The sequence below is a fragment of the Arthrobacter citreus genome (genome assembly GCF_038405225.1).
Classification (GTDB): domain Bacteria; phylum Actinomycetota; class Actinomycetes; order Actinomycetales; family Micrococcaceae; genus Arthrobacter_B; species Arthrobacter_B citreus_A.
On record NZ_CP151657.1, the window covers coordinates 3621180 to 3634852 of the forward strand.

At 60.2% G+C, this 13673-nt stretch carries 10 protein-coding genes; 4 read left to right on the forward strand and 6 right to left on the reverse strand.

The annotated features are described in order from the left end of the window. Positions 1-154: 154 nt before the first annotated feature. A complete protein-coding gene (locus tag AAE021_RS16825; RefSeq protein WP_342023439.1) occupies positions 155-1507 on the forward strand; it encodes an MFS transporter in 1353 nt (450 codons plus the stop codon). A 49-nt stretch (positions 1508-1556) separates the two neighbouring features. Here the strand turns inward: AAE021_RS16825 and AAE021_RS16830 are convergent, their stop codons facing one another. Further along, positions 1557-1952 (reverse strand): META domain-containing protein, encoded by a 396-nt coding sequence (locus AAE021_RS16830; RefSeq protein WP_342023440.1) that lies wholly within the window; start codon positions 1950-1952, stop codon positions 1557-1559. A 32-nt stretch (positions 1953-1984) separates the two neighbouring features. After that, positions 1985-2980, reverse strand: coding sequence for a magnesium/cobalt transporter CorA (corA, locus tag AAE021_RS16835; RefSeq protein ID WP_342023441.1), 996 nt, complete (start codon positions 2978-2980; stop codon positions 1985-1987). Positions 2981-3164: 184 nt separating this feature from the next. Between corA and AAE021_RS16840 the strand changes: the two genes are divergently transcribed. From AAE021_RS16840 to AAE021_RS16850, 3 genes are all read left to right on the forward strand, one after another. Next, positions 3165-4166 (forward strand): acetamidase/formamidase family protein, encoded by a 1002-nt coding sequence (locus AAE021_RS16840; protein ID WP_342023443.1) that lies wholly within the window; start codon positions 3165-3167, stop codon positions 4164-4166. A gap of 21 nt (positions 4167-4187) precedes the next feature. Continuing rightward, positions 4188-4949, forward strand: coding sequence for an SDR family oxidoreductase (locus AAE021_RS16845; RefSeq protein ID WP_342023444.1), 762 nt, complete (start codon positions 4188-4190; stop codon positions 4947-4949). A 446-nt stretch (positions 4950-5395) separates the two neighbouring features. Further along, positions 5396-5599: a hypothetical protein gene (locus tag AAE021_RS16850; protein ID WP_342023445.1), complete on the forward strand. Its 204-nt coding sequence runs from the start codon at positions 5396-5398 to the stop codon at positions 5597-5599. Between the two features lie 136 nt (positions 5600-5735). Here AAE021_RS16850 and AAE021_RS16855 read toward each other — a convergent pair whose 3' ends face one another. From AAE021_RS16855 to AAE021_RS16870, 4 genes are all read right to left on the reverse strand, one after another. Beyond that, on the reverse strand, positions 5736-8546 hold the full coding sequence (locus AAE021_RS16855; RefSeq protein WP_342023446.1) for a hypothetical protein: 2811 nt from the start codon (positions 8544-8546) through the stop codon (positions 5736-5738). Between the two features lie 206 nt (positions 8547-8752). Beyond that, a complete protein-coding gene (locus AAE021_RS16860; protein ID WP_342023447.1) occupies positions 8753-9628 on the reverse strand; it encodes a nucleotidyl transferase AbiEii/AbiGii toxin family protein in 876 nt (291 codons plus the stop codon). Further along, complete coding sequence (locus AAE021_RS16865; protein ID WP_342023448.1) at positions 9625-10944, reverse strand: type IV toxin-antitoxin system AbiEi family antitoxin domain-containing protein; 1320 nt, start codon at positions 10942-10944, stop codon at positions 9625-9627. The genes AAE021_RS16860 and AAE021_RS16865 overlap by 4 nt, the downstream gene beginning before the upstream one ends. A 58-nt stretch (positions 10945-11002) precedes the next feature. Next, the gene (locus tag AAE021_RS16870) at positions 11003-13552 is read right to left on the reverse strand and encodes a hypothetical protein (RefSeq protein WP_342023449.1); all 2550 of its coding nucleotides are present in this window, start codon (positions 13550-13552) and stop codon (positions 11003-11005) included. Between the last annotated feature and the right edge of the window lie 121 nt (positions 13553-13673).

Below are 13673 nucleotides of genomic sequence, written 5' to 3' on the forward strand. Positions count from 1 at the left end.
TTCCCCTAGCGTGCCGCGCCGCTGTGGACGTGCTGCCTTCGCTGGTGCCGGGCAGCAAACGCCGTTCCAGCCCCTGCTGCTGTGATCCGGGCCGCGTTGGGTGTATTTTGGCCGCAGGCAGCACCGGCCTACCTCAGACAACAATGGAGTTTTCATGAGTAATTACACTGCCGCGCAGCCTCACGACCGGATGACTCGGGAGGAACGGAAGGTCCTCGCCGGCACCCTGGTGGGCACCACCATCGAGTGGTACGACTTTTTCATTTACGCGCAGGCGGCCGGGCTTGTCCTTGCCGCCCTCTACTTCGGCCCGGTCAGCGAAGGCCCGTTGGGTCAGGTGGTCTCCTTCGCAACCATCGGCATCAGTTTCCTCTTCCGCCCACTGGGCGCCGTCGTCGCCGGCCACCTCGGCGACAGGCTGGGCCGGAAGAAGATGCTGGTCTTCACCCTTCTGATGATGGGAGCCTCCACGGCCCTGATCGGGCTGGTGCCCACCTACGCCCAGATCGGCGTCGCCGCGCCCATCCTGCTGGTCCTGCTGCGCATCCTGCAGGGCTTTTCCGCCGGCGGGGAATGGGGCGGCGCCGCCCTGCTGTCGGTGGAGCACGCCCCGGTGAACAAACGCGGACTCTTCGGCGCGTACCCGCAAATTGGGGTTCCGATCGGGATGATCCTGGCAACCTTCGTGATGTACGTGCTGAGCACGAGCCTCAGCGAGGAGCAGTTCCTGTCCTGGGGCTGGCGGATTCCGTTCCTGTTCTCGGTGGTGCTGATCGGCGTCGGGTACTTTATCCGCCGCTCCGTGGCTGAAAGCCCGGTCTTCAAGGAAATCCAGGAGCGCAGGAAGGAATCCTCGGCACCGCTGGCGCAGCTGTTCAAGCACAACACCCGGGAAGTGGTCCTGAGCGCCCTGATCTTTATTGCCAACAACGCGGCCGGGTATCTGGTCATCGCTTTTTTTGCTTCCTATGCCACGGGAAAGCCCGACGCCGGCGGGCTGGGAATGGACCGGCCATCGGTGTTGCTGGCCACCACGCTGGGATCGTTCGGCTGGCTGATCTTCACGCTCTACGGCGGGATCCTCTCCGACCGGATCGGCCGGATCCGTACCTTCCAGATTGGTTATGCCTGGGTGTTCCTGTGGTCGGTCCCGATGTTCCTGCTGATCGACACCACCAACATTGTCCTGTTTGCGGTGGCGATTTTTGTCCTGACCATCGGCCTGGGCCTGTCCTACGGACCGCAGTCGGCCATGTATGCGGAGATGTTCCCGGCCCGGGTGCGGTACTCGGGCGTGTCCATCGGGTACGCACTCGGGGCCATCCTGGGCGGGGCGTTCGCGCCAACCATTGCGCAGGCGCTGTTGAACGAGACCGGCTGGTCTCCGTCCATCGGCATTTACATCATGGTGCTGTGCGTGATCTCGTTTACCGCTGTGTCCATGGTCAAGGAAACCAAGGGAACGGACCTGCACGTGGAAGCGGTCCAGAAGCAGGGGCGCGCCTGATCCATTTGACCGGCCGGGCTCTCGTCCGGCCGGTTAGGGCAGCCGGCACCTAGCGCTGGAGGGTGCCGATCGGGTCACCGTTGCCGTTGAACAGGGCCAGCGTGTCGCCGTCGATTTCGGCGGTGGCGGCAGCGGACAGCCAGGTGTCCACCCCCTGGCATGCCATCAGAGTGGAGGCCATATCCTTCAGGGTCACTGCCGCGCCGTCCTGAGTCCAAAACCCCATCAGGCGGTTGCAGCCGTCAGTCCCGCTAACCCGGCCGTCGGAAGCGAAGTCCAGCGAGGGGGCACTGGAATTATCCGTGTCGCCCCAACTGCCCTCCACCGAGGGCGTCCCGGAGCCAGGGCTGTCAGCGCAGGACACCAAAGCAACCACCGCCAGCAGGGCCGCTGCCAGCCGGAGGGCGCCGGGCAACCGCCGGCCCAAGGGTGCCCTTGAACGCATGATGACCGTCCTGTTCTTTTCCGGTGAAAAGGCTAAAGCCACTTGTTCCGTTTGAAGGTGACGTACAGCGCCGCACCCATAACCACCATAGCCACCAGCGCCAGCGGATAGCCCCACTCCCAGGCCAGCTCAGGCATGTGCTCAAAGTTCATGCCGTAAATGGTTCCCACCAGGGTGGGGGCAAAAAGAATGGCAGCCCAGGAGGAGATCCGCTTGACCTGTTCGTTCTGCTCAATGCTGGTTTCCGCCAGCCGGTTGGAGGCCAGCGTGGAGGCCAGATTCAGGGCGTTCTCCAGCAGCGCGCGGTAGGCATTGACCCGGTCGATCAGCCGCAGGACGTGGTCCAGCACGTCGCCGAGGTTGTCCCGCAGCTCGGCGGGAACACCAAACTGGTCCGCGTTGCGCTGCAGGGCTCCCACCACGCCCTCCAGCGGGGACAGCGCCCGCTGGAACTGGATGACCTCCCGGGACAGTTCATAGATGCGGCGTGACACCTCCACGTCGCCGCCAAAGAGCTGATCCTCGATTTCGTCAATGTCATTCTCCAATCCGGCGGCCACCGGCGCGTATTCATCCACCACCTGGTCCAGCACCGCGTACAGCACGGCGTGCGGGCCAAGGGCCAGCAGGTCCGGTTCCTGTTCCAGCCGTTTGCGCACACGCCCCAGGTCCGGAGACTCGGCGTGGCGGACGGTGACAACAAAGTTGGGGCCGACAAAAACGTGCAGTTCACCGAACTCCACCCGCTCCACGTCGTCGAGATAGCGCGCCGGGCGCAGCACCGCAAACAGGGTGTCGTCGTAATGCTCCAGCTTGGCCCGCTGATGTCCCGCCAGAGCATCTTCCACCGTCAGCAGGTTCAGGCCGAACTCCTCCGCGACGGCCAGCAGCTCGACGTCGTCCGGCCGGTACAGGCCAATCCACGCCATCCCACCGGAGGTGCGCGTCAGTTCGAAGGTCTCGTCGAGGTTGTCCGGAGTGTGCTGCCGCTTACCGTCCACATACACGCCGTTGTCGATCAAGGTCATGGACGTCCCCTAGCTGGTTGCGCTGCTCGCGGCCGCGGCGGTGTCCGGACCGTTGTCCATTATCCCTCCCGCCGGCAGCGGGTTGGCGACCCGGTGGGCGTGCGGAGTGGCCGGAGGTCCACTTGTGGCTGACCGGTGGTAAGCGAGCCTGTTGTTTGCGAGCCAGCGCCGATAGGATCCCGGCATGGAATCCGTGGAATACAGGCCCCGCCGTGACCAGCTGGTTTATACGTTCGGAGGAGTTGCTCCGGTGCTGCGGATAAAACCGGGCACGGCACTGAAGTTGTGGTCCGAGGATGCCTTCAACAATGCGCTGACATCAATAGAGGACATTTCCAGCGAAAAGGTAAATCTCAACTTCGTGAATCCGCAGACCGGCCCCTTCTATGTGGAGGGGGCTGAGCCCGGGGATACGCTGGCCCTGCATATCGTGGATCTGACTCCTGCACGCAGTTACGGCGCGTCAGCCACCATTCCCTTTTTCGGCGGTCTGACAAGTACCGACCGGACGGCTTTCCTGCAGGATCCGCTGCCGGACACCACCTGGATTTACCACGTTGACTCCGCGAACCAGACGGTGGGTTTCTCGGCCCGGTTCGGGGACTTTGAGATTGCCCTTCCCCTTGAACCGATGCTCGGCACCGTGGGTGTCGCACCGCCGGGCGGGGAGGTGCGGTCCTCGCTGGTGCCGGAGCGATTCGGCGGCAACATGGACTCTCCGGAGGTCAAGGCAGGGACAACGGTCTATCTCGGGGTGAACCAGGAAGGTGCCCTGTTCTCGGTTGGGGACGGCCACTACCGCCAGGGCGAAGGGGAAGCGTGCGGCACCGCCGTCGAAGGCGCGATGAATTCCACGATCATCGTGGAACTGATCAAGGGTGGAGCCCCGGCCTGGCCGCGGCTGGAGACCGACTCCGAGTGGATGGCGGTGGGATCCTCGCGTCCCATGGAGGACTCGTGGCGGATTGGACAGGTGGAAATGGTCCGCTGGTTTGGTGAGCTCTTTGGCCTCCACCAGATGGACGCCTACCAGTTGCTGACCCAGACTGCCCTTGCCCCGATCGCCAATGCGGTTGACGCCAATTACAGCGTGGTGGTCAAGGCGCGAAAAGCGCTCTTTCCTCCGGCCGACGCCTACGCGGGTCTGCACGCCGACCTCCGCCGCCGCAGCGCCGAACTGATCTAACACCGAACCGGAAGGTACGTCATGGACCTGCAGCTGACTGGAAAAACCGCCCTTGTTACCGGAGGTACGCGGGGAATTGGCCGGGCCATCGTGGAAACGTTCCTGGCGGAGGGCGCCAACGTGGCTTTCTGCGCGCGCAGCGCTGAGCAGGTGGCGGAGGCCGAGGAGATCCTGTCGGCTGTGGGACCGCGCGTGGAGGGAACGGCCGTGGATATGGCAGACGCCGACGCCGTGGCACGGTGGGTGGACGGCGTGGCCGAACGCTTTACCGGAATTGACGCCGTGGTCAGCAACGTCAGCGCCCTGGCCATCGATGACTCCGATGCGGGATGGCAGGCCTCGCTCGAAGTGGATCTGCTGGGAACAGTACGCCTGATGAAGGCGGCGCTTCCGCATGTCCAGGGCAGTTCCTCTCCCTCCCTGGTGGCCATATCCAGCGTCTCCGGCCGGGAAGTGGACTTCACCTCCGGACCCTACGGAACGGTGAAGTCAGCGCTCATCGCGTACATGGCCGGCCTGGCTTTCCAGCTGGCGGACCAGGGCATCCGGGCCAACACCGTGTCGCCAGGGAATACTTATCACGACGGCGGTGTCTGGCAGAGCATCGAGGCCAACAACCCCGAACTCTTCGCGGAGTCCATGGGGCTGAACCCCACCGGGCGGATGGGGGTGCCGCAGGAAGTGGCCGACGCCGTCGTCTTCCTCTCCAGCCCTGTCTCCAGCCGAACAACCGGCGCCAATCTCCTGGTGGACGGCGGACTTTCGCGCGGCATCCAGTTCTAGGCGCTGACTCCCTGGGTACTGGTTTCATGTGAACGGAACTCGCAACGGCAGTACGAAACGGTCAGGAGAATTTCGTTGTCCCTAGAGGCGAAGGGGCAGCAGCGCGTCTCAATGGGGGCACCGCTATTTGAGCATGGCCAGTTATCTGCCTTCAGCTGTCGGATGCAGGGAGCCAGCCCAGCTATTCCAGTACTGGGCGGTTTGGCTCTCCTGACGAATCACGTGCTCGGGCGCCGCGCGCTCAGCGGACCAGAAGATGAGCTGATAGCTGTCGAGGGGCTCCCCTGATTCAAAGGTAGTGTCGGCTGCGCGGCCTGAGTCCATTCCCTTTGCCGAGTACCGGACGCGGTAGGTGCCAGGTACTAGATCGATTGGATATGAGGCCTGCCCTGCCCACTCCTCCAGGAGCATCACCGCCGCGCGGCTGGATGCTAGATGCCTATATCTTGAGCGAAGTCGAGAGTGTGACGGAGGTTTACCAGTGGATAGGAGAAAACGCTCATGGACGCCGATTTGAGCTCTTCGTTGAGACGCAGGAGGAGCCCCTGGGTCCTTTCACCAGCCCACGCAAGAGCGACCTCATCCGGCTGGCCGGAAGCAACCCCAACGCTGAGGAAGCGGTCAACATCGCCACTTTGCTCACCAGCTGAGGAGACGCTGAGGCCAACCTTTTTCATCGCTCAACCGCGCACACTGAGGGATCGGCTACGACACTAGGCAGTCGGCCACGAAACTGTCCTGAAGTTCCTCCTGTGTCAAACAAGGGGGTCTACCCGCCAGCATGGCCTAGAAACTGAAGTCCAAACTTGAACGGTCGATCGCTCGATGACTGACTAATTGCAAAAATTCCATGCAGATGACGTCAGAGACCATCACGTCGGTACCAGAACTCATACGCGCGATGTCGACAATCCGAAGCATCGCCGGTGACTCATTGATTTTTTCCAACAGTGACGCAGAGAGCGTCGGCGGACCGAGCAGGAGAAGTCGGCCTCCATCCCCATCCATAACTGCCGCAGCACGCAATCCGTCTTTGAAGTCACTGAGTAGCGCTGCCTCATCATCATCCAACTCTTCGAAGTCATCTGCAGAGGCCACCTGCTGTTCGACCGTCGCGAAGTGGTGTGAAAGGGATGTGATGACCGTCTCGACGAATCCATCGGTCGCGGGCGCAAGCCCACTCGCTCTTTCGGCCGCCTCGAGCGAAGGCAAAATCTGTCGGCAGAACGCGGGAATCGGTCCGGTGAAAGTATCTGCCCACATGCGCATTGTTGCAATGCTCCGTACCCGAATAGAGCCTCCGCCGCCGAGGTTCGCCCGAAAAATCTCTTTTACCGACGTTGTTAGTACAAAGTTCTCCTTTGTCGCCCGGTTGAGGACATCGAACAGGTCGAACCGGACCCCATAGCGGCCTAGCACCCTGATTGCCTCATTGAGCAACTTATTCCTGAACTGAGGAAGGGATGACGCGAGCCCGTAAATTAACATGTCGGCCGCCAACCTGGCACCAGGAAGGGTCATTTGGTTTGCGAGATCTCTAGTATCTAGGTCCCTAACGATCCCCATCACGTCGTTCCGGAGGTGTGGCCGTTCTTTGAAAAGTCTTCCGACGGCAAAGAGCCATACATTGCGCCAATGAGCGCTCGGCGCGAGTTCCCATAGACGCTTGATGATTAGTTCCTCAGGCGCATCCAGAAGATACCTTGACGCTGTGAACTCTTGAAAGCTCCTGATTTCATATCCCCAACGGTCCGGAGAAGCCTCGACCAACAACACAAGGCGATGGGTTGCCAGAGATACGATATCGGAAGCCTTCGTCAACGCTTCACCCGTAGAATAGGTCTGGACTTCTTCGAAATATTTGGCAGCCATCGCCTCTAGTTCGGCTTTGGTTATATGAATGTCTGCTTTTCCAGCAGACTCAGAATCACTTTGCAGGCGAGCACCAACAACATTGTGGATGGCAGAGATCTCTGCGCTTAGGCCCGTCATCTTCTCACCCAAACGGCCCTCTTTATTGGACTCCCGACGCAGAACCGTGTCGTAATAGCTCTCGAACAATTCATGGCGAGTGGTGGGGGCCTTGACCTGGTCCCGCATAAGAGAGGTCATGATGCTGACCTGAAGCGGGGTATTTAGAAGAGCTGCAGTAGCGGCGTCTTCGGCCGAAACAGTCAACCGTTTGAGAACGTCCCTCGCAGTGTCTTCGTCCTCAGGGAAACGAGCGGCGACGAGTTTTTCTGCGTATGAGAGCGCCTGAGGCTTCTCCAATGAAATTAGTTTATATTCTCCATGCCCCAACATCTCCAAGTCACGTTCGTAACCCTGCTCGCGAGTTGTGGCCAGTATGTACACGTCAGCCTTTGCCTGCGCAATGTCCGTTGTGAAGTCAGAAATTTTTTCCAGCAGGTTCGACCGCGTCAGCGCGTCTGGCACCTCATCCAACCCATCGAGCACTACAACCCACGGCCACTTAACCAGCCAAGACTGCAGCTGGTGTGCTGTGATATTAGTTGAAGTCCGCTCAGTCACGAGCTGAGCGATATAACGCAGCATGGAGATATCCCTCGCGCCAGAGAGCTCCTGGCTGTACTGGTTAAGCCTTAGATAAATTGGCCAACGATGCATCGTTGGCAGGCTGAACCCTATGGCGCTGAAATGCCTCTCCAGAGCCACCATGTTCTGTTGGGTTTGCTTACTCTGACCGCTGATCGAGCCTTTTAGGAGTGCCAGCCGGTATGCCTGGCAGATCATCTGAGTGATCGTAGATTTTCCTTGCCCTGGTCCTCCCACAATGACTGAGCTGTTATCGTCGGTATTTTTCGTCAGAACATGGTTGCCTGCTTGGATAAGGGTCTCCCCTACTGATAAGACATCGTCGGATTGTAGGTCTTGGGAAACTCGGCGCGCGGGTAGGTCGATTCCGATGTCAGATATTTTCTCTGATTCTGGACCGTCCCCTGCCCGTGTCAGACGCACATTGGCCTGTGACACCAATTCTTTCGCAACGAAGTTTTGAAGGATGGCGAAATCATCGGCCTTCTGAGCGCTGTAATGGTCAGTTAGTGTTGCGATGAGGTCACCGGTTGTAACCAAGCCCAGGTACGTTTGCCTCACACCTGGGTGATCATCCAAGAGCCTGGAGATGTGAGCCGCATGCCAGACCTTCCAGTCCTTCAAGCCAAGCGTTTCTGCGTGGCTTTTCATCTTCTCTGTTACTTGGTCGATGCCTCCGCGTTGAGGAACTCCACTCAAATCGACGTTAGTGATGATGAGAAGATTGTCCGGTTTCTGCCCCCGGTTGGAATCTTCATCCATCCAGTCGTTAACTTCTAGCTGGATCTGCTTTAGCAGCCAGGGGACATCCTTCATGCCTCCCGGCGACTTGTGCTTTGCCTGAGCGACCGAGTACCCGGTCCATGATTCCTCCGGACCAGATTCGTAAGGGAGTGGTAGTGATCCTTTGTAGATCCATTCACGACCACCATCGGAGCCACGACCGAAGCTGTCTCCGCCAGATCCAAACTCTGCGCTACAAAGAGCGACTGCCATCTGTTCGAAGTTAGTCGAGCCCATTCTGACCAGGTCATAATCCATACGTCGATGCTACGTGCACGTTGTACTCTGTTTTGCCGCACTGCATCAGCCACAATGCATGGCCACTCTGCGGTTCTTCTTGCCGACCGAGTAAACCTGAGCCGCGGGGAGGGACCCTCTACCGTGCTACTCCCATTCACTCCTTGAGCAGGAAATTCCCCAGCCCCCAGAGCACGAACGACCCCTTTTGAATCCCTCGTGAAGCGTTAGGAATTTCGTCCCGCTGCAACGATACGCGGAATGTATTCATCGTTGAGCCATTTGATGGCGCCGCCGACTGTTGGAAGCACTACTTGTTCCAGGCCGAGGGCCGCATCGGCGTATAGAGTCTCCCACTCCTTAGTAGAGACGGCGTGGGCTGGCCACTCGTGTTGGCGTCGGAATCGGAAGAGCCTTTCCACCGTCTCGGCCACCAAGACGTCGTCGGCAAGATCTTCCATCAGCTGCAGGTCGACCAGATCGTGAGCCCGCTGGCTGCCCGGTTCGGTACAGGCATGCAGTTTCTGTGAGACTTGATGGTGGAGGGGAAGTACAGGCACGGGGTTCGGCTGGGGGAGCCCCAAGGCCACGAAGGTCTCGACCAATTCCGCGGAGAGTGCTGTCTCCGTGAGTTCTTCGGTTGCCTCAAGTTCGTCGAAGCCGACTTCAAGCTCCACAGTCGTGAAAGGCTTCTTCCGATACTGCAGTTTCACGGCAAAAGGCCGCATGACGTAGGCGGCGGGCACGCTCGCTGGCGCGCGAGGGATACCTGAAATTACCGCGCCAGTGAAGTCTCCCCAGCCGGAGTTAAGATTCTCTCGTAACTGCTCCTCGAACTCCTTCATGTTCCCACGAAAGGCTGTGTCCAGGTCCGGAGTTTGACGGGTGAGGTTCTCGCCGAGCCGTAGCTTCAGACCAGTGCCGCCCTTCACAGCCGATGGCGGTAACATCTGGCACACCACCAGGTTGGCTACCAAGGACTTGAGCTTGCCAACGGTGGATCTCTCAGCCCTTGCCCGCTCTGCGATATTTCTCTCTAAATACCGGACATTCTTGGGAGGAATGATTTCTTCAGGCTGATTTTCTTCGAGTGGTGTGCTCAAGATGTCTCTAATTCTCTAATGACGCGGGTTGCGGCTGCTGAGTCGAGTAAACCATGTTGTTCCGCCTTCCGAGCCGCATCGACCAAGCGTTCAGTCATGATTCGTCCTCGTGAACCCAATAATGCGCTTTCCACACTCATCGCCGGGATTCCATCAATGTAGTCCCGGACTCCGAGAGGCAGTTTCCGTTGTTCAATCACGACGGTGTTCGGGAGCCGGCTACGAACCCGCCGAGGAGTTGCAACCCTGATTTTGCGGAGGTTGACCTGACCCAGCCCGTAGGCCGCGAGCACCGACTCGTCGGCGAGTACTGCCCCTTCTCCCCCGAGAGCGACAGCTTCAGCGAACTCGGCGAGGTTGTTCGAAGGAGCTTCGATCATCCGATAAACGCCATGCCCGATCCGTCGTAGAGCCCCACGTGCGGTGAGCTTCCGGAGCTCGACGGGCGGGACTCCTGCTTCCCTTGCATCGGCTACTGTTATGACGCCATGGGTGTCGTAGGCAATTTCCCTCAGGGTCTGCCGGTAAGAACTATTCGATCTCATGTCAAAAGCGTACCGTTTTCGGTACGCTTTTGCCATCACCGCGACCATCGTGGCCGTCACCCTCGTGACGACCGTAGTTCCGTTCGGAACCTTCAGGGTCTCTGCCAAGCGGGAATTTGTAGGTCCAGACTCCGTATCCGCGTTGTAGTTAGACGCCCAGTGCACAGGCAGTGACGTTGGCGTTCCAACCACACAGTGAGGATTTTTTCCCGAGGTATCTACGCCCGTCGTGTACAGCGAATACCTGCCGCGTTCACGGACGAACTTCTCCAACTCGCCAAGCTGTTGGTCCCAAAGTTCACGCTCTCTTTCCAACTTTGGGACTGTCAGCCATCCAGGCACCCTGTCATCCAAATAGTCCTTCCGGGATTCGAGGAGTTTTCCGGCCCGGTACCGGCCGCGTTGGCTTTGCAGGAAGCTGTACAGCGAGCTTTCCCTCTCGAGGTATCCGCGGGGGAAGGTTACATAGACCTGTCGGAAGTCCATCAGGTCGGCGGCCCGTTCTTCCCCTGTGGGCTTCGGCTTCTTCAGACCGCCCGGCGGCAGGGCCGACTGCTCATGGACCATGAGCCGCTGCCCGAACAGTTCGGGGTGATGGATGATCCAGGTGCGGACTTGGTCGTAGACCTTCCGGTACGGCACCCGGCGCAGCACGGCGATGCGCCACGGATCCAGGCCCTTGGTCCACATATAGAACCACTCTTCACGGGACCAGTGCTGCGGGGTCCAGGACTCCGGGTCGGCGGGATCCAAGGTTGACTTACTGGTCATAACCGGAGTCAACCAAGGACAACCGATCCTGGGCCGCTGGTCACCGGCATTCTGGGGACTAGGCCTCGCGTTCGGCGTCGAGCAGGGCTTGGGCGCGCCAGGCATCATCGGCATCGCGCACCGAAAGCACCGAGACCAGGTATTCGAACCTGCGGATCTGATCCGTGTAATCCGGGCCGAGACGCTGGGCCAACGGGCGGGACGCGAGTTCCTCGGCCATCCGCCAAGCCACGGCCAAGGCACTTTCGAAGAGCCGTTGGTCGCTATCGGCCGCCAGCGGTGCTGAACCCTGATCCGCCATGAACACCGCGTTGAGCCGTGAATCGTCCAGCCCCATCGTCAAAGCCTCCAGATCCTTGCGGACCGTGCGCAGCCTGGCAGCGTCCTTGCCGAAGCGGCCGAGACGCATGGACATGCTGCCGCCGTAGCGCAGCACCTGGTAACCGATGAACAGGACAATCCCGAAGATCGGGATCAGGAACAGGATTAGGCCGTCCGAGGTGGAGGAAATCCCCCACGTGTAGCCGTTCCACTTCTGGGCTTTCGAAATTGCTTCCAGAGCATCGGACACCGATTCCACGGGCTTACTAATGAAGAATTCGCTGGTATCCCAGTTGAATCGACCCATCCGGCGGGCATCTGCGTAGTAGACCTCCGAACTTAACCACGCGGGCACCGTTGTGTACCCGTTATCAAAGAAATAGACGGGCACCACCGCCTGCCCGGGGAGCAGTTCCCCGGTACTCTCGTCAACCAAATGGGGGTATTGGGCCTTGAGTTTCCACATGGTTTCCAGCAGATGGCTGGCGTCGACGCGATGGCTCGCGAAGGGATCCTGCGGGTCGTACTTCCGGGAATTCACCTCAGGGTCCATGCTGAGCAGCAGGTCGTCCTCCGCGTCACCGGCAACCACCGTCACTTCGACGTCTTCAAGGAAATTGTCTTCTACGTTGCGGCGGATCTTTTCCACATCGAACCTGCTGTCGTCCGGATCTACGTGCAACGCCTTTAGCGGCCGGTTTCCGGTTGGCAAATTTCCAGTACCTTCATCGATGGCGAAAGTGACAATCAGGCTTAGGACTAGAGCGGCGAACGCCAGGGCGATTCCAGCCAGCACCTTCGCGCCCTGACCGATGCCTTTGCGAAGTTTGGGATTCACCGGGAGCTTGCGCTGTGTCTGTTCGGGAGCAGCATCATCGAATTCAGGGAGCCTGCCGAAAACTTCGCGGGCCATGGCATTCGCCTCGTCCAGCGCAGTCAGGGAACGGCGGGACCCCTGGGGTGTCAGGCCGAGGCTCAGGCGCAACACGCTCAGGTCTTCGGTGGGCCTTGGGATCACGGCAGGACGCGCCGGCATGCGGCGCAGCCTGCGCCGGGGCAGCATATGGCGCAGCTTTCGGGAGAGGGTCTGCCCTTGGCGTTTAAGTCCGCGCTCCGCCCGTTCCCAGGCACGCACGGCAGGCTCGGCACCGCCGGTCGTGCCGGCGCCGGCCTCAAGGAGCGAGTCCAGCGCGGATTCGAGGCTGGTGATGACTTGGGGCTCGACGGCGCCGGCAGGGGCGGCGCGCAGGCGCGTCAACAGTTCCCTGGCGGCGAATGCCAGAGGTGCGCTCAGCCGCTGGAAAGTAGTTTCACCACTGCCGAAATCTCCAATGACGGAGCCGGCCCCCATCACTGCATCGGCTGCTGCCACCAAGTCCGAGACTTGGGTTTCGAATTCTTCCACCTTTTTGGCGGTCCGCGCTGTCATGCCGCTGCTGCGCGCCCGCACAGCAGCAACAACTTTTTTCTCGGTGCGGGCCAAGTCCAAAGACGCATCACGCACCTTGGTCCACGCTTCGGTGAACCCGGCCGGGCGCTGTTCCGGATCGATGGTGCGGTAGGTGACTTCCAGAGCCTCGAGATCCAAGACCACCCCGGCCAGACGGCGTTGAGCGGCGGTCAGCCGACGGAAGCGGGCTTCCCACTTAGAGCGGCGCTTCAAAGCTAGTGACATGGCGAACGCCGTCAGCACCAACCCAAGGACGGTACCCATGAGCCATGGCCAGATTGATTGCTCAGGCGCGTCGGAGAGCTGCAAGGAGGCTTCCTGTGCCGCGGCGATCACGGCCAGCGGGCCGTGGCCCAGCCCGACATTAACCTGGTAGGCATCGTGGACTTCCTCGACGGCGGTGCGGTTTTGAGCCGGATCATCGAAGACCGGGCGGATTCCCACCTTGCCGACGGCCTGTACCTGCCTGACCGTGTCGTAGGGGGCGCGTTCCTTGTTGGGTACCGGGAGTTGGGTACTCAGCAGGATATCGGTGCCCGGATCAAGGTTCCCCTGCTGTTCCTCAGGGCTCAAGGTCCGGTCGGTGACCACGAGGGTAAGCGGCTGCCAGGAAGCAACCGGTTCATCAAGCGCCGCTTCGACCGTTTCCTGGGAGATATTCCACGGTTGCTGGCCCTCAACAACGATCTTGACCTCGGAGGCCGGTTGCATCGTGGTGACCACGAGCCCGGAGGTTCCGACGACCAAGGTGGCAACCCCGAGGAGGATCGGAATCCAAGGCAGACCGAAGTCCGGCCTGATACGGGAACGGACCAGCTGTTTACTTTTGCGGCTCATGGACTCAATCCGGGGTGCTTGGATGGGAACCAGCCAATCCTAACGACAATTCATTAATTGCCCGGACGAGAATTACCCATGCCCAGCTTTTGGAAACCTCAGAACTGTTGCTATCTCTGTT

Coding starts and splice junctions, on each gene's coding strand:
- AAE021_RS16865 (WP_342023448.1), bottom strand. CDS start 10,944: ATGACCAGTAAGTCAACCTTGGATCCCGCCGACCCGGAGTCCTGGACC.
- corA (WP_342023441.1), bottom strand. CDS start 2,980: ATGACCTTGATCGACAACGGCGTGTATGTGGACGGTAAGCGGCAGCAC.
- AAE021_RS16845 (WP_342023444.1), top strand. CDS start 4,188: ATGGACCTGCAGCTGACTGGAAAAACCGCCCTTGTTACCGGAGGTACG.
- AAE021_RS16840 (WP_342023443.1), top strand. CDS start 3,165: ATGGAATCCGTGGAATACAGGCCCCGCCGTGACCAGCTGGTTTATACG.
- AAE021_RS16870 (WP_342023449.1), bottom strand. CDS start 13,552: ATGAGCCGCAAAAGTAAACAGCTGGTCCGTTCCCGTATCAGGCCGGAC.
- AAE021_RS16855 (WP_342023446.1), bottom strand. CDS start 8,546: ATGGATTATGACCTGGTCAGAATGGGCTCGACTAACTTCGAACAGATG.
- AAE021_RS16825 (WP_342023439.1), top strand. CDS start 155: ATGAGTAATTACACTGCCGCGCAGCCTCACGACCGGATGACTCGGGAG.
- AAE021_RS16830 (WP_342023440.1), bottom strand. CDS start 1,952: ATGCGTTCAAGGGCACCCTTGGGCCGGCGGTTGCCCGGCGCCCTCCGG.